This window comes from Paracerasibacillus soli, from assembly GCF_042432965.1.
Taxonomy (GTDB): domain Bacteria; phylum Bacillota; class Bacilli; order Bacillales; family Amphibacillaceae; genus Paracerasibacillus; species Paracerasibacillus soli.
This window is the reverse complement of the sequence record NZ_JBHLWL010000010.1, coordinates 110919-127392: the sequence shown is the minus strand read 5'-3', so window position 1 is coordinate 127392 and position 16474 is coordinate 110919. Positions and strand designations below refer to the sequence as shown.

The following is a 16474-nucleotide window of genomic DNA, read 5'->3' as shown; positions in this document are numbered from 1 at the left end:
GCAGCATTCCTCCATTTGTTAGGAATGCTGCTTTTCAGTTGCGTGTCAATTCAGCAATTCAATTTTTTCCTACACATAGAAAAATATTGATCGAAGCTTGACTTGTATAAAAATAGTGCTTAACCTCTCAATATATGGGGAACGTTATATCTAGAAAGGTGGATCATGATGAAAGGTCAAGTATATATTATAACTGCAATTGTTTTAACCATTTTAATTGCTGTTTTTGCTGTTATTAATGTGGCTCCAGTAGAAGTAAACTACTTCTTTTGGACAACAACATCCCCACTCATTCTTGTTATTTTATTTTCGGTATTAATGGGAGGAGTTATAACAGGTGCATTTGGTATGATTAAAGTATTTCAATTAAATCGTCAAATAAAAACATTGAAAAAGGAAAATAATATGTTACAACAAGCACTCCCAGAGGAAACAGTTCAAAATGAGGAGAAACAGTAGTACCCATGTAAAGTGGAAATAAAATGATATCATTGCCCCTGAATCATCTGTTTTGTATAATAGATAAGTCAGGGGTGAATTTATGTTACCAAGTAAATCAAAATGGAATTTTTTAAAAATACATGAACAAGATAATTTTAATGGGACAGATGAAACGTTAAACATGTCACCATTTTTAATAAACTTATTAATGCAGCGTGACGTGATGACAATAGAAGAAGCGAAGAAATTTTTAAATCCTGTTATACAAGATTTACATAATCCTGTACAACTTCATTCGATTGAAAAGGCGAGCGAAAGAATTGTAAAAGCGATAGAGTATGGCGAGAAAATCCTCGTATATGGGGACTATGATGCGGACGGTGTTACTTCCACGACGGTAATGATAGAAGCACTACGTGAACTTGGTGCTAATTGTGATTTCTATATTCCAAATCGTTTTTCAGAAGGATATGGCCCAAATGAACAAGCGTTTCAGCTAGCTCATGAACAAGGTGTTTCCGTTATCATAACAGTCGATAATGGTATTGCCGCAGTGCAAGAAGCGGCAGTTGCTAAAGAGTTAGGAATCGATTTAATTATTACTGATCACCACGAGGTACAAGATGCAATACCTGATGCTTTTAGTATTATTCACCCTAAGTGTTCGGAAAACTATCCATTTAAAGAACTAGCGGGAGTGGGTGTTGCATTTAAGCTAGCGCAGTATATACTAGGTTATTTTCCAGAAGATCTACTTGATCTCGTTGCAATTGGAACGATTGCAGATATGGTTCCGTTATTAGATGAAAATAGAGTGTTAGCTTTTTATGGGTTACAGCGACTAACGACAACTCGCCGACCAGGATTAAAAGCACTTATTAAAAGTTGCAAAATCGAAGGCAATGTTACAGAAGAGGATGTTGGCTTTTTAATTGGTCCACGTCTAAATGCGGTAGGTCGTTTGCAAGATGCAACACTGGCTGTTGAGTTGCTGTTAACAGATGATGAAATGGAAGCAGAAGTAATTGCAGAAGAAATTGAACAACTGAATCAAGAACGTAGGAATATCGTAGAAAAGATTGTGAAGGAAGCGGAACAATCTGTCGATGCGAATGATCTACCTGGTGTTATTGTTGTAGCAAAGCCAGGATGGAATCAGGGAGTATTAGGTATCGTAGCTTCCCGGCTTGTTAAAAAGTTTGATCGACCAGCCATTGTATTGACAATTGATGAGACAACAAATATAGCAAAAGGGTCGGCACGAAGTATTCCTGCATTTGATTTGTTTACGAATTGCATGGAAATCAAATCGTTGTTTACACATTTCGGCGGACATGCCCAAGCAGCGGGGATGACATTGCCCATCGAAAATATCAGTACAATACAAAAGAAATTACACACGCTTATTACGTCACAACTAGATAGCGAAGACTTTAAACAGCAGATTACAATTAGTCAAACATTAGCTATTGCTGATATAAATGCGGAAATGATTGAAGATACACGAAAGTTAGCCCCATTTGGTATGGCAAATCCAAAGCCTGTTTTTCATATTCGACATATCCCATCTGATATACGTCAACTAGGTAATATGAAAAAACATTTGAAAATGCAATTTCAAGACGATGGTGTGCAAATAGAAGGTATTGGTTTCGGTTGGGGAAATCAATATGATGATATGACGGACAAGGTCCCTGTCTCCATTGTCGGTGAACTAGGTTTTAATGAATGGAATGGGATGAAAAAGATTCAAATGATGATTCAAGATATCAATATTGATCAATGGCAATTATTTGATTTTCGCGGAAAAAGAAATGCTACTCTTGAAAATTATATCAAAAGCTCTCCAAGTGTAATGTTAACGTCAGCACATAGCTTAAAACAAAGAAAACTACCGAATGTCACTTATTTAACATACGAAGAAGACATGCCGGCACAAATTGTTGGTGAATCATTATTTATATTAGAATTACCACCTACTTTACAAAAATTGCAACATATTGTGACGGTGTTGCAGCCTAAACGTATTTATGTTTGTTTTTATGTTGAAAATAGTACTTTTTTATCTGCTTTTCCATCACGTAATGATTTTAAATGGTATTATGCAGTGCTTGTAAAAGAACGCAAATTACAGGTGAATTATCATTTGAATAAAATCATGCAAACAAAAAAATGGTCAAAAGAAAAAATTGTTTTTATGTCAAAAGTGTTTTTTGAACTAGAATTTGTTAATATAGAAAATGGAGTTATTGAACTAAATCCAAATCCAATAAAAAAAGATCTAACAGAATCTAGGTTGTATCAAAATCGTGTAAGACAAGCAGAAATAGAACAAATATTGTACTATTCAACTTATGATGAATTATATCAATGGTTTTCCAAATGCTTGGATTACGACAAGGAAGATACGCCTAAGGAGGAAGTAAACGATGGACTACAAACAATATATTAAAATCGTAGATAATTGGCCTAAAGAAGGAATCGAATTTAAAGATATTACGCCGTTAATGGATAATGGAAAAGCATTTAAATCAGCAATTGATGAAATTGTTGATTTTGCAAAGGAAAAAGAAATTGACATCGTCGTTGGACCTGAGGCAAGAGGTTTTATTATTGGTTGCCCTGTTTCTTACGCACTTGAAGTAGGATTTGCACCAGTGCGTAAAGAAGGAAAATTACCAAGGGAAGTAATTAAAGTCGATTATGGTTTAGAATATGGCGAAAATGTATTGACGATTCATAAAGATGCCATTAAACCAGGTCAACGTGTTTTAATTACAGATGACCTTCTAGCTACTGGTGGAACAATTGAAGCGACAATCAAACTTGTAGAAGAACTAGGTGGCATTGTAGTAGGTTGTGCATTTCTAATTGAATTATCTTACTTGAATGGAATAGATAAATTGAAAGATTATGATGTGATTGCATTGATGAAATATTAAGGATGAAGTATTTTAGATACAATCATTGACACATCATTATTTCGTATTTGGTCTGGCGTATTATTAAAATATACGTCAGGCCTCTTATTTTATGTCGAAATCAGCCTTTTTTACTTTACATTTAGTTGAAAATTTTCGATACTATTAGAAAGCACATATAATGAAGTGATGATTATATTCTCTACAACGGATAAAGGTGATATAAAAATGGGAAAGAATACAGTAATAACAATTGAACAATTAATAGAAAAGGCACGAGATTATTTATCTGAAGAAGATATTCAACTTATTCAGCGTGCATATGAATATGCGAAACAGGCTCATGATGGCCAATTTCGGAAGTCTGGAGAGGCTTATATTATCCATCCTGTTCAAGTGGCGGGGATTCTTGTTGAATTAAAAATGGATCCTGTTACAATTGCAGGCGGATTTTTGCATGATGTTGTAGAGGATACAGATATCACACTTGAAGATATGGAGAAAGCATTCAATTCGGAAATCGCAATGCTCGTTGATGGCGTAACAAAGTTAGGGAAGATTAAATATAAATCGAAGGAAGCAATCCAGGCTGAGAATCATCGGAAAATGTTTGTTGCAATGGCAAAAGATATTCGAGTTATATTAATCAAGTTAGCTGACCGATTACACAATATGCGGACATTGAAACATTTACCACCAGAAAAACAACGAAGAATTGCAAATGAAACTTTAGAAATTTTTGCACCGCTTGCACATCGTTTAGGGATTTCAACGATAAAATGGGAATTAGAGGATACTGCTTTACGTTATTTAAATCCACAACAATATTATCGGATTGTCCAATTAATGAAACAAAAACGTGTAGAACGTGAGACATATATTGCGGATGTAATGAAGGAAATTAATGACCAAGTAAAACAAGTACACATTCATGCAGATATATCAGGACGACCAAAACATATTTACAGTATTTATCGGAAAATGGTAAAACAACATAAGCAATTTAATGAAATTTATGATTTGTTAGCTGTGCGTGTTATTGTTAATAGTATTAAAGATTGTTACGCTGTACTTGGTATCATTCATACATGTTGGAAGCCGATGCCAGGTAGATTTAAAGATTATATAGCTATGCCAAAACCAAATTTATACCAGTCGTTGCACACAACTGTAATCGGACCTACTGGAGATCCACTAGAAGTGCAAATTCGTACGAAAGAAATGCATGAAATCGCAGAGTACGGTATTGCGGCACATTGGGCTTATAAAGAGGGAAAACAAATAAATACAGATAGGAAATCTTTTGAAGAAAAACTGACTTGGTTTAGGGAGATTCTCGAATGGCAAAACGAGACCCATGATGCCGAGGAATTTATGGAATCGTTAAAGATGGATTTGTTCTCGGATATGGTTTATGTTTTTACACCTAGAGGCGATGTGATTGAACTACCTGCTGGCTCCAACCCAATTGATTTTGCATACCGTATTCATACGGAAATTGGAAATCAAACAATTGGTGCAAAAGTAAATGGAAAAATGGAACCGCTAGATTATCAATTGAACAATGGCGATATTATTGAAGTGATGACATCTAAGCATTCTTATGGACCATCACAAGACTGGTTAAATATGACGCAAACTTCTCAAGCTAAAAATAAAATAAGGCAATTTTTCAAGAAACAGCGGCGAGATGAAAATATTGCAAAAGGGAAAGAACTCGTTGATAAGGAGATTCGCGTGTTAGGTATAGAACCAAAGGAAGTATTAACGCAGGAAAATATCCAACGGGTTTCTGAAAAGTTCAATTTTACTTCATTAGAAGATTTGTATGCTGCGGTTGGCTACCAAGGGATTACAGCAGCATTAATCGCCAATCGTTTAACAGATAAATTACGTAGTACAAGACAAAAGGAACAAGAGTTAACGGAGACATTACAAGAAGTTAAAAATGATGTAAAAGAAAATAAAAAGGCACAAAAGAGAGATTCCGGCGTAATTGTTGAGGGAGTAGATAATTTATTAGTTCGACTTTCAAAATGCTGTAATCCTGTACCGGGTGATGATATTATCGGTTATATTACTAAAGGACGTGGTGTATCTGTTCACCGTGTAGATTGCCCGAACGTACAAGCTGATGAAGTAAAAGATCGTTTGTTGCGAGTTCAGTGGTAAGGTCATCAAAATCAAAAACAGTATCACGTTGATTTAGAAATAACAGGATATGATCGTCGTGGTTTATTAAATGAAGTACTTCAGACAGTAACTGAGGAAAAGACAAACATTACACATGTGAATGGAAAATCGGATCGTTATAAGATGGCCGTTATTCAGTTGACAATACTCATTTATAACACAGATCATCTACGTAAAATAGTGAAGCGACTACAGCAAATTAAAGATGTTTATACAGTAACACGTGTCATTCAGTAGCAATGATGGAAGGAGGCTATTAAATGAAGGTAGTTATTCAAAGGGCGAAAGACGCAAGTGTGCGAGTTGCGGGAGAAACAATTGGAAAAATAGATAACGGGCTTGTCGTTCTCCTAGGTGTTACCCATGATGATACAATTGATGATGTGAATTATATTGTAAATAAAATTGTTAATTTACGAATCTTTGAAGATGAAAATAATAAGATGAATTTATCCTTAAAAGATGTAAAAGGAAGTATTTTGTCGATATCACAATTTACATTATATGCGGATACGCGAAAGGGAAGAAGACCTAGCTTTGTACAGGCTGCTCCGCCAAATATTGCAGACGAATTGTATCGCACTTTTAATGAGTTGTTAGCAAATGAAAATATTCATGTAGAAACGGGACAATTTGGAGCTATGATGGACGTTTCTTTTACAAATGTAGGACCTGTTACAATTATTGTAGACTCAAAAGACAATAAGTAGGAATAGCTAAAGATAAATAAATGGTTCCCGTCATCAGAAAATTGGTGATAGGAACCATTCTTCATTATCTATAAATAGCTATGTTCATAAAGCGTGGTTTATTTATAAAAGATTATATGTGGAAATTAATTGCTCATGGACCGAGTTAGGTGCAAAGAATATTTAACCACCTTATTGCCAAACGTCATGTGCTAAATAATATAGTAGACCTGAGGCTATACCCCTTACCAATTGTCGTTGGTATATATTTGTGAGGAGTATTGGTTCTTGTTGTTTATTTGAAAGAAAGCCGAGTTCAATTAAAATAGCTGGTTTAACACTTTGCCGTAACACTTGATAATTCCCGTAAGAAATATCTCGATCTGTTGCTTTTGATTCGTGTATGAGATGTTGTTGAACCGTTTTCGCGAAATTCGTGTTATTACTATCATAGTAATATGTTACAATACCTTCCGCTTCTGGATGATCAGGTGCACTATTATAGTGTAAACTAATGAAAGCGTCAGCATTTTCATTATTAATAAATGTAGCGCGGCTTGCTAATGAAATATATTCATCGTCATCTCTCGTTAAAATAGGCTCGATTCCAAGTAATCGAAGCTCGTCTGCTAATTTTAATGCCGTACTTAATGTTAAATTTTTTTCGGAATGGTGATGAACACTTAATGCCCCGTTATCACGACCTCCATGCCCTGCATCGATGACAACGACTTTGTCTTGAACTTGTAAGTTCATCGAATCATTTTTATCATCCACTAAAGATTTTAAAATATATCCATTCCCAGCTTTCGTCTTCACTTTATACCAATCATTCTCTTCTTCAATTACTTTCAACAATGTCCCGCGGTTAACAAATGTTAAAATGTCATATTCAGAAGAAGGCCCACTACGAATGTGTGTCTGATCATATTTGATTGTAACTTTTTCGTTCTTTGACTGCCTTTGATTCCGCGAGGTTGATACATATTGGACATATATCCATCCAGACACACCATTCATATCAATCTGGATCCAATCCTCATTCTCGTCTAAAACGGCATAGGACTCCTGTTTGTTTACTTTACCGATGACATTATAACTAGTTCCAGGTCCATTTCTAACATTTACATCTTCTCCTGTAACGATGATATGGTTTGCAAAGGTAGCAGGAGCATGTAGAAATATAAAAACTAGAAAAGCGGGAAATACCCGTTTGAAATAGCGCATACAATCTAAACTCCCTACAAATTATGAAATGTTGTTTCTATTTTAATAAAAAACGAACAAGAAGGCAAAACTAAGAGATATAGTAATGAAGGGATGAGATGAATGCGACAATCAGAAAAGCTTTGGAAAGCAAATCATAATAAAGATATTTTTGGGGTAAATTTTCACCGTTTTATTGAGTTAGAAGAAAATGCAAGTCATATGGAAATCGCGCACGAACTTGGTATATCTTTAGGTGAAGTTCGGATGTTGAAAAATCAGATGAATCGCACTTGACTTTATGCAAAACAACCCTTATCATAGTATTCATTCAAATTAAATGAAAAATGGATTGATAGGTAGCCTATGAAGGAAGAAGTAGTCGGATCACAAATGTTCAGAGAGAAAATGCCGTGGGCTGAAAGCATTTTTACATGTTGTCCCAATGAAAGACATTCCTGAGGTTCTACACTGAAAATCGTTGGTAATAGACGATAACTAGGTATAGACGTTTGCAGGCGTTAACTGTGTAAGGTGCAAGGGAAGCTTGCATGAATAAGGGTGGCAACGCGGGTTAACTCTCGCCCCTACGACAGGGGTGGAGGGTTTTTTTGTATTCATTTTTATTTTTTATGAGAACTGGAGGAGAAAAGTATGAAAATTAATGCACCAAGAGGTACAACTGATATATTACCGCAGGATGCAAAAAAATGGCAATATGTTGAAGGTAAAATCAAGGAAGTGTGTAATCGATATAATTATGGAGAAATTCGAACGCCGGTTTTTGAACATACAGAGTTATTTCAACGAAGTGTAGGAGATTCAACAGATATTGTACAAAAGGAAATGTATGAATTTAAAGATCGAGGTGGTAGAAGCTTAACTCTACGTCCAGAAGGTACTGCGTCTGTAGCAAGGGCATTTGTTCAAAATAAGCTCTTTGGACTAGCCAATCAACCAGTTAAATTATTTTACTTTATGCAAATGTTCCGTTATGAAAGGCCGCAACACGGTCGTATGCGCCAATTAAATCAATTTGGAGTAGAAGTGTTAGGTAGTGCAGATCCTGCCGTTGATGCAGAAGTTATTGATTTAGCAATGACGTGTTATAAAGAATTAGGATTATCATCTATTAAATTGGTCATTAATTCATTGGGAGATCAAGCAAGTAGACAAGCATACCGTGATGCACTAGTAAATCATTTTACACCGCATGTAGAGGAATTGTGTTCAGACTGTCAAGCGCGGCTTCAGCAAAACCCTTTACGCGTTTTAGATTGTAAAACGGATCATGAACATGAAGCGATGAAAACAGCACCATCCATTCTTGATTATTTGAATGATGAGTCACGGCAATATTTTGAACAAGTAAAAGAAAATCTATCGAACATGGGCATTACATACGAAGTTGATCCTAACCTAGTTAGGGGACTTGACTATTATAACCATACAGCTTTTGAAATTATGAGCGAAGCGGAAGGATTTGGAGCAATCACAACACTTTTAGGTGGTGGTCGTTATAACGGATTAATCGAGGAACTTGGTGGTCCAAACACTCCTGGCATAGGTTTTGGTATGGGATTAGAGAGATTACTATTAGCTTTAGAAGCTGAAAACAAAGAAATTCCAGTTGCAGAAACGCTTGATAGTTATCTTGTTACGATGGGAAGTGAGGCTGTCAAGGAAGGAATAAAAATTGTTCATGAACTAAGGCAGCATGGTATTCAAATTGATAAAGATTATCAGCAAAGAAGTGTAAAGGCACAATTTAAAGCAGCAGATCGTTTGCAATCGAAATATGTACTTGTTTTAGGTGAAACTGAACTTGAAAAGCAAGTGATTAATGTAAAGGATATGCAAAGTGGTGACCAAGAAGAAGTCGCCTTAAATGAATTGATCACATATATGAAAACAAAGCTTCAAGGAGGGAGTACACATGCGTAAACGGGTTTATGCAGCTACATTAAATCGTAATCATGTTGAAGAAACTGTTTTATTAAAAGGATGGGTTCAGAAGAGACGTGATTTAGGCGGTCTTATCTTTATCGATTTACGTGACCGTTCTGGAATTATTCAAATAGTATTTAATCCAGAAGTTTCTAGCGAAGCGTTAAAAGTTGCAGATTCTATTCGAAGTGAGTATGTCATAGAAATTTCAGGTACGGTTGTACTTCGAAGTGAAAATACGATTAATCGTGCGATGAAAACAGGTGAAATTGAAATTGTTGCAACACATATTCAAGTTTTAAATAAAGCTAAAAACCCACCATTTCTAATCCAAGATGAAACGGATGTATCGGAAGATTTACGCTTGAAATACAGGTATATCGATTTAAGACGTAAAGAATTACAAGATACATTTAAATTACGCCATCAAATTACGCAAGAAATTCGCACGTTTTTAAACAATCAAGACTTTTTAGAAATGGAAACACCAATTTTAACAAAAAGTACGCCAGAAGGGGCAAGGGATTATTTAGTACCTAGTAGAGTGCATCAAGGGGAATTTTATGCATTACCACAATCTCCACAACTATTTAAACAACTACTTATGATGAGTGGTTTTGAAAAGTATTATCAAATTGCCAGATGTTTCCGTGATGAGGATTTACGTGCTGATCGTCAACCAGAGTTTACGCAAGTTGATATTGAAACTTCCTTTTTAACACGTGATGAGATTATGGAGTTAACGGAAAATATGATGCATCATGTGATGAAAAAAGTGAAAGGTTATGACATGACGCTTCCTTTGCCACGAATGAAATATGATGAAGCAATGTCAAGGTTTGGCTCAGACAAGCCGGATACTAGGTTTGCGATGGAACTGCAAGATGTTTCTGAGTTTGTAGCAGATTCATCATTTAATGTGTTTAAGAGTGCTGTTCAATCTGGTGGAAAAGTATGTTTATTAAATGTAAAAGGTGAGGCGGCAAACTTTTCACGAAAAGATATTGACCGGTTAACTGATTTTGTTAAAGTATATGGAGCAAAAGGATTAGCATGGTTAAAAGTAGATGCAAATGAATTTACTGGTCCAATTGCGAAGTTTTTATCAGATGAAGAGAAAAGTCAGATTGCAAAAACTGTTCAAGCGGAATCAAATGATTTATTATTGTTTGTTGCAGATAAAACAACTGTTGTTTATGAAAGTTTAGGTGCGTTACGACTAAAATTAGGACAAGAGTTAGATTTAATCGACCAATCTTTGTTTCATTTCCTTTGGGTAACAGATTGGCCTCTATTAGAATATGATGAAGAAGCAGAACGTTATTTTGCTGCACACCATCCATTTACGATGCCGGTTGAAGGGGATTTAGACAAGTTAGCTACTGATCCGGGTAGTGTACGAGCAATCGCATATGACCTTGTTCTTAATGGCTATGAACTTGGTGGGGGATCGCTACGTATCCATAAGACAGAACTACAGCAAAAAATGTTTGAGGTTCTTGGATTTACACCAGAACAAGCACAAGAACAGTTTGGGTTTTTATTTGAAGCATTACAATATGGAGCACCACCACATGGAGGAGTTGCATTAGGGTTAGATCGTATTGTTATGTTGTTGGCAGGCAGAACAAATCTACGTGACACGATTCTATTTCCAAAAACCGCTTCAGCTACAGATTTACTTACTCAAGCACCTAGTGAAGTAAGCGAAAATCAACTAGACGAACTTACGATTCAAATTAAAAATATGACCGATAAGTAATATTGTATAAAGATTGTAAAATTGTAATGAATTCTTCATATAATGAGCGTTGAAAATCAGCCTTTAATATGTTACGATTACGTTAATTCAGTAATCAAGTAGACTATAACATCTGAGGAAATACTGGCTTTGAAGCTGGCTTTCCTCAGCAATATATATCCGTTTTAAATGAATATTCTTGAATCACACTTTACGTCATGAAGTACATGTATGGTAACGAGTAAAGGCACAGTTTTAATGATTTGGTATATATAAATCCTGATATGTTTGTCCAATAAAATTGTTTTGACCGAACATTTTTTTGATAAGGGAGTCTAATAGGTTTTCATATGGCATACATACCTTTTTGGAAGTATAAAGTATGAAACAGGACACCCACCTGCATGGAGCGGGATCAAAACCTAAATTTGGACGGCATGATTGGGATTTTTTGTTTTGGAATATTTTTGCAAGCAGTGGTCAATTTAAAACCACAAAAAATGACCTGTAACCAACTCCAATTCGTTGTACAAGTCATTTTTTATTTGCTTATTTTTAAATAAAGGTCATTAAACTAGTTAGTCTAAATAGAATATATCTCAATTGATAGTACAAATTCACTAATTGGATATGATTAGTTTGCTCCATCCGCTATTTGTTCGAGATTTCCGTTTTTATCCATTCTAAACATAGGTGTCCGCATGGATTCCTGTCCCTCAAAAACGGTCATTCTTCTAGCCCGTTCCATTATCTGAATAAAAGCTTGATAGTCTTCTTGAATTGTAACTAATTGCGTCTCAGTTTGCTTTAATTGTTTTTCTAAATGTGTTACTTGTTCACGTAAACGTATATTTTCACTTTTTGTTTGTTCTAGTATCGCTTTTGATTGATTGGAAGCATAATAGTCATTTTTTAATTCGCTCAAAAAGTAAATTACAGAGTCTAATGTAAGCTGTGAATCCGTTTGCGCAACTGTTTCAAGATGTGACTCTTGTAATGATTCGTTCGTCATCACTTGTGAAGCTGTTGGCGCTGGCAACGTGTATGTTTGTTGATGCTTTATTGTTGGTTTATTTGCCTGCATGGCACGTTTCTTTTCTTTTCGTTGTCTTTTTGCCAGTTCAATAGCATCTACATATTTTTTGCGTATTTCGGCATTCCACCGAAATCCACAAGCTGCTGATGTGCGGTTTAAATGATCACCAACTTCTTCAAAAGCATTTAATTGCGTACTACCTTCTCTAATATGTCGTAGGACAGTTTCAGCTAATAGCAGGTCGTCCTCATGTGACCAAGCATCTTGTCTAACTTTGGCCATGTTACTTCATCTCCTTTTTCAATGCAGTTCCATAATATGTGTTCACTAGATTCAATCGTAAAAAGATGATTAAAAATGAGTAGATACAGTATGGTTTGTATTCTACTTGTTATTTGCGTAATTCATGGAATTTATGTTTATTATTCCTCCGATAGACTAAGAAATTCCAAGCGTTACTTTTTTATCAAGTTTTAATCGTTTAAATCTAGTTTTACCGTTTGAAAAAGGAAATATACGTTAGTCGTGCATTTTTCTGCTACGATTCATATTTTCGTATACTTGTTTCATAGCCTGCTCGAATTTACCTGTTGTTTTTGGTATATAATATTTGCGATCCTTCAATGTGTCAGGTAAATATTGTTGTTGTACCCAACCATTTTTGTATTCGTGTGGATATTTGTAATCGACACCGTGCCCTAAAGATGATGCCCCTTTATAATGTGCATCTTTTAAATGCGGTGGAATTTCACCACTCCGTCCTTGACGAATATCTAATAATGCCTCATCTAATGCTTTATAAGCACTATTTGATTTCGGTGATAGACATAATTCAATAATGGCCACAGCAAGTGGTATTCTTGCTTCAGGAAATCCTAACCGTTCCGCAGCTTGAACAGCATTAAGTACACGTGGACCTGCCTGCGGATTAGCTAATCCGATATCTTCATATGCAGTAACAATCATTCTACGTGCAATACTATCTAAATCTCCAGCTTCAATAAGTCTACCTAAATAATGTAATGCAGCATTTACATCACTACCACGTATGGACTTTTGAAACGCTGAAAGCACATTGTAATGGGCATCACCGCCATTATCATGGGAAAAGCTTTTCTTTTGCATACACTCTTCAGCTGCAAGTAAATCAATGACTACATTATTTTCTTCGTCCGGTGCAGTCGAAAATACGGCTAGTTCCAAGCCATTTAATGCAGAACGTAAATCACCATTTGCGGCTTTCGCAAAGTGATTGATAGCATCTTCATCAATCCGAATTTGATACGTACCTAATCCAAATTCCTCATCTTTAATCGCTCGATGTAATACAATCTTTATATCTTCTGTTGTTACAGGGAATAATTCAAAAAGGTGACATCTACTGCGAATGGCAGGGTTTATAGCGTGATATGGATTACTAGTTGTACATCCAATTAATGTAACTAAGTTACTCTCGAGATGTGGTAATAAAAAATCTTGTTTTGCTTTATCTAACCGATGAACTTCATCTAAAATTAATACGACATGTCCAGTAAATTTTGCTTCTTCTACAACAATTTCCATATCTTTTTTACGATCAACTACAGCATTTAACATTTTTACAGGTAATTGTAAGCTTTTTGCTAAAGCTAATGCAAGCGAAGTTTTTCCAGTACCGGGAGGACCAAATAATATCATGGAGGCTAAACGTTTCGCTTCAACCATTCGATATAAGATTTTCCCCTTTGATACAAGGTGTTGCTGACCGACAATATCATGAATATGTGATGGTCTCATTCGAAAAGCCAGTGGTTTTTGGTTCATTATTTTCTTCCTTTATAATATAATAATAGTTTTACAGGGTTTCATTCATTTATTAAAATGGAGTACTATACTGTTCATGATATAATAAGATGGAATATCTTTTCAAATAATCAACAATGAAATAATTGTTATGATAAAAATGATATAGAAATAATATCGGCCATTTAGAGGGAGGTACCAAATGAAAATTACAACAAAAGGACGGTATGGCCTAACGATTATGATTGCATTGGCGAAAAAGTTCGGTCAAGGTCCAACACCTTTGAAGTCAATTGCAAAAGAACATCAATTATCGGAATTGTATTTAGAGCAACTTGCAACTCCTTTACGCAACTCTGGCTTAATCAAAAGTGTACGTGGTGCTTACGGTGGATACATGTTAGCAAAAGAGCCAAAACTAATTACTGCTGGTGATGTGATACGTGTTTTGGAAGGTCCTATTACACTAGTTGAAGGAATTGAAGATGAAGAACCTGCCCAACAAGCGCTGTGGTTGAGAATTCGTGATGCAATAAAAGATGTGCTTGATCAAACAACCTTAAAAGATCTTGTTGAGCATGAACTAGATCAACCAAAGGATGCTTATATGTTCTTTATTTAAGATTGTTTTTAAAAGATTGTGTTCAATACAATAAAACCAAACTGTCTCGTAACGTGCTAGGTTGTTTTCCGCTACGGACCGTTGCTTTCCGCGGGCAGCGCTTCAACTTCCGACGTACAGGAAGTACTAGTGCAGGTGTTGCAACAGGACGTTGCGAAATTAACCTGCCTTGCCCCAACACTGGGGTATGCCGACGTTGACCGCAAAGGCCGTATTTAGTCGGCCCTCCTTAAATTTTTTCCTGTGGGATTTTCAGCTGTTGCTTTTCCCGCAGGACAAGGAAATCTACGATAGCAAAACATCGCACGATAAAATGCGGTCTTTGCATTTTTGAGGAGTCAACGGTCCTCCACTCCAAACAACCGCCATGATTATGCTAGTTAATCTTTGTAAGTCTTTTAAGAAACATACTTCAAAGGGAAAATACTTGTGCACAATTGTTTTGCATGCATTGGTAGGGAATTTACCCTTTATTAAATAATGTCACTTAGCGAAGTATTCTGCCGAAGCGGGGAATCAGCACTATCTTCAGTAAATATAAGTAAATTAACAGGCACGTTGCATGACGTTTGGTTATAGAACATCTCTAATCCGTAGCGATGCAGCGAGCTAATTAAGTTAAAGGCAAGTTTTCACTATTGAACAGTTTGGGTCAAATATAAAGTTTATAATGCGATAAACAATGTGAAAAAATATTTTAAAAGCATTTAACGCTTAGAGTAATTCTTATAATGGAAGGAAGAGTTTACATGGAACCGATCTATTTAGATCATGCAGCTACAACACCTGTACATCGTGATGTGGTCGCAGCTATGTATCCAATGTATGAAAATCTTTATGGGAATCCATCAAGCATTCATTCATTTGGACGGAAAGCAAGACAACTAATCGATGAAGCCAGACATGTGATGGCAAAAAGTATTCAAGCAGATGAAAAGGAAATTATATTCACGAGCAGTGGTACAGAAGCAGATAATATGGCGTTCATCGGAACCGCGCTAGCAAATAAAGAAAAAGGAAATCATATTATTACTTCTGTTCAAGAACATCATGCTGTTCTGCATGCTGCTGAATATTTAGAGGAAAATGGTTTTAATGTCACTTACTTACCTGTCGATCATACAGGGCGAATTTCTTTAGAAGCATTACAAGCGGCGTTAACAGATGATACAATATTAGTGTCAATTATGTTTGCTAATAATGAAACAGGCGTTATCCAGCCGATTAAAGAAATAGGTAACATATTGAATAGTCATCAAGCAATCTTTCATACAGATGCAGTGCAAGCCTATGGGTTACTCCCAATAGATGTAACGTCATTGGGGATTGACTTACTAAGCGTATCTGCGCATAAAATTAATGGGCCAAAAGGGATTGGTTTCTTATATGTAAATAAACGAGTTCATGTGCAACCTCTAGCATTTGGTGGCGAGCAAGAGCGAAAACGTCGCCCAGGAACAGAAAATGTTGTAAGTATGATAGGCTTTCAAAAAGCGGTAGAAATAATGTTAGACCAGAGAGAGAAAAGAAACCAAACATATGCACATTATAAAGAATTGTTTATTAATCGGTTACGTGCATTAGAAGTACCATTTAAAATAAATGGAGCTGAATCGCAAACCTTAAATTCGATTGTAAATATTAGTTTTCCTGGTACAAATGTAGAAGCGTTATTAACAAATTTTGATTTGAACGGCATAGCAGCATCTAGTGGAAGTGCGTGTACGGCCGGTTCTGTAGAGCCGTCACATGTTTTAGCGGCAATGTTTGGTCAAGATGAAGCATGTACCAATTCAGTTCGTTTTAGCTTTGGATTAAATAATACGGAAGAAAATATTGTTGATGCTGCCAATCGGGTGGCAAAAATTGTAAATAGGATAGTAAAATAGAGAGGAT

Annotated in this window: 12 protein-coding genes, 1 other RNA gene, 1 pseudogene and 1 other annotated feature; of the genes and pseudogenes, 11 read left to right on the top strand and 3 right to left on the bottom strand. The window is 35.8% G+C overall.

Annotated elements, in window-relative coordinates:
• The first annotated feature begins 168 nt into the window (after positions 1–168).
• The 5 genes and pseudogenes from ACFFIS_RS03300 to dtd all read left to right on the top strand — a co-directional run bounded on the left by ACFFIS_RS03300 (position 169) and on the right by dtd (position 6265).
• Positions 169–459: a LapA family protein gene (locus ACFFIS_RS03300; protein WP_320379286.1), complete on the top strand. Its 291-nt coding sequence runs from the start codon at positions 169–171 to the stop codon at positions 457–459.
• 82 nt (positions 460–541) lie between these two features.
• Positions 542–2893: a single-stranded-DNA-specific exonuclease RecJ gene (gene recJ, locus ACFFIS_RS03295; RefSeq protein WP_390186136.1), complete on the top strand. Its 2352-nt coding sequence runs from the start codon at positions 542–544 to the stop codon at positions 2891–2893.
• A complete protein-coding gene (locus ACFFIS_RS03290) occupies positions 2871–3383 on the top strand; it encodes an adenine phosphoribosyltransferase (RefSeq protein ID WP_390186135.1) in 513 nt (170 codons plus the stop codon). Before recJ ends, ACFFIS_RS03290 begins: the two co-directional genes overlap by 23 nt.
• A 207-nt stretch (positions 3384–3590) precedes the next feature.
• Positions 3591–5792 (top strand): annotated as a pseudogene (locus ACFFIS_RS03285) (RelA/SpoT family protein).
• A 23-nt stretch (positions 5793–5815) separates the two neighbouring features.
• Positions 5816–6265, top strand: a complete 450-nt coding sequence (dtd, locus tag ACFFIS_RS03280) for a D-aminoacyl-tRNA deacylase (protein ID WP_320379283.1) — start codon at positions 5816–5818, stop codon at positions 6263–6265.
• Positions 6266–6436: 171 nt separating this feature from the next.
• Here the strand turns inward: dtd and ACFFIS_RS03275 are convergent, their stop codons facing one another.
• Positions 6437–7471 (bottom strand): N-acetylmuramoyl-L-alanine amidase family protein, encoded by a 1035-nt coding sequence (locus ACFFIS_RS03275; RefSeq protein WP_390186134.1) that lies wholly within the window; start codon positions 7469–7471, stop codon positions 6437–6439.
• A gap of 102 nt (positions 7472–7573) precedes the next feature.
• Here ACFFIS_RS03275 and ACFFIS_RS03270 point away from each other — a divergent pair, with 102 nt between their 5' ends.
• The 4 genes from ACFFIS_RS03270 (at position 7574) to ssrS (ending at position 11590) form a co-directional block, all read left to right on the top strand.
• The gene (locus ACFFIS_RS03270; RefSeq protein WP_390186133.1) at positions 7574–7747 is read left to right on the top strand and encodes a hypothetical protein; all 174 of its coding nucleotides are present in this window, start codon (positions 7574–7576) and stop codon (positions 7745–7747) included.
• A 60-nt stretch (positions 7748–7807) separates the two neighbouring features.
• Positions 7808–8042: a binding site (T-box leader), on the top strand.
• Between the two features lie 62 nt (positions 8043–8104).
• Positions 8105–9394, top strand: a complete 1290-nt coding sequence (gene hisS / locus ACFFIS_RS03265; protein WP_320379279.1) for a histidine--tRNA ligase — start codon at positions 8105–8107, stop codon at positions 9392–9394.
• On the top strand, positions 9387–11159 hold the full coding sequence (gene aspS / locus ACFFIS_RS03260) for an aspartate--tRNA ligase (protein ID WP_390186132.1): 1773 nt from the start codon (positions 9387–9389) through the stop codon (positions 11157–11159). The genes hisS and aspS overlap by 8 nt, the downstream gene beginning before the upstream one ends.
• 252 nt (positions 11160–11411) lie before the next feature.
• A non-coding RNA gene (gene ssrS / locus ACFFIS_RS03255) (6S RNA) lies at positions 11412–11590 on the top strand.
• A 182-nt stretch (positions 11591–11772) separates the two neighbouring features.
• On the opposite strand, the gene ACFFIS_RS03250 is transcribed toward ssrS, so the two are convergent.
• A complete protein-coding gene (locus tag ACFFIS_RS03250; RefSeq protein WP_320379278.1) occupies positions 11773–12456 on the bottom strand; it encodes an RsfA family transcriptional regulator in 684 nt (227 codons plus the stop codon).
• A gap of 237 nt (positions 12457–12693) precedes the next feature.
• A complete protein-coding gene (locus ACFFIS_RS03245; RefSeq protein ID WP_320379277.1) occupies positions 12694–13977 on the bottom strand; it encodes a replication-associated recombination protein A in 1284 nt (427 codons plus the stop codon).
• Between the two features lie 181 nt (positions 13978–14158).
• Between ACFFIS_RS03245 and cymR the strand changes: the two genes are divergently transcribed.
• Positions 14159–14578, top strand: coding sequence for a cysteine metabolism transcriptional regulator CymR (cymR, locus tag ACFFIS_RS03240; RefSeq protein ID WP_320379276.1), 420 nt, complete (start codon positions 14159–14161; stop codon positions 14576–14578).
• Positions 14579–15327: 749 nt separating this feature from the next.
• Positions 15328–16467, top strand: coding sequence for a cysteine desulfurase family protein (locus tag ACFFIS_RS03235; protein ID WP_390186130.1), 1140 nt, complete (start codon positions 15328–15330; stop codon positions 16465–16467).
• Positions 16468–16474 lie beyond the last annotated feature (7 nt).

Bases quoted from the DNA above. Each gene is read 5' to 3' on its own strand.
- ACFFIS_RS03300 (WP_320379286.1), top strand. From the start codon at position 169: ATGAAAGGTCAAGTATATATTATAACTGCAATTGTTTTAACCATTTTA.
- recJ (WP_390186136.1), top strand. From the start codon at position 542: ATGTTACCAAGTAAATCAAAATGGAATTTTTTAAAAATACATGAACAA.
- ACFFIS_RS03290 (WP_390186135.1), top strand. From the start codon at position 2,871: ATGGACTACAAACAATATATTAAAATCGTAGATAATTGGCCTAAAGAA.
- dtd (WP_320379283.1), top strand. From the start codon at position 5,816: ATGAAGGTAGTTATTCAAAGGGCGAAAGACGCAAGTGTGCGAGTTGCG.
- ACFFIS_RS03275 (WP_390186134.1), bottom strand. From the start codon at position 7,471: ATGCGCTATTTCAAACGGGTATTTCCCGCTTTTCTAGTTTTTATATTT.
- ACFFIS_RS03270 (WP_390186133.1), top strand. From the start codon at position 7,574: ATGCGACAATCAGAAAAGCTTTGGAAAGCAAATCATAATAAAGATATT.
- hisS (WP_320379279.1), top strand. From the start codon at position 8,105: ATGAAAATTAATGCACCAAGAGGTACAACTGATATATTACCGCAGGAT.
- aspS (WP_390186132.1), top strand. From the start codon at position 9,387: ATGCGTAAACGGGTTTATGCAGCTACATTAAATCGTAATCATGTTGAA.
- ACFFIS_RS03250 (WP_320379278.1), bottom strand. From the start codon at position 12,456: ATGGCCAAAGTTAGACAAGATGCTTGGTCACATGAGGACGACCTGCTA.
- ACFFIS_RS03245 (WP_320379277.1), bottom strand. From the start codon at position 13,977: ATGAACCAAAAACCACTGGCTTTTCGAATGAGACCATCACATATTCAT.
- cymR (WP_320379276.1), top strand. From the start codon at position 14,159: ATGAAAATTACAACAAAAGGACGGTATGGCCTAACGATTATGATTGCA.
- ACFFIS_RS03235 (WP_390186130.1), top strand. From the start codon at position 15,328: ATGGAACCGATCTATTTAGATCATGCAGCTACAACACCTGTACATCGT.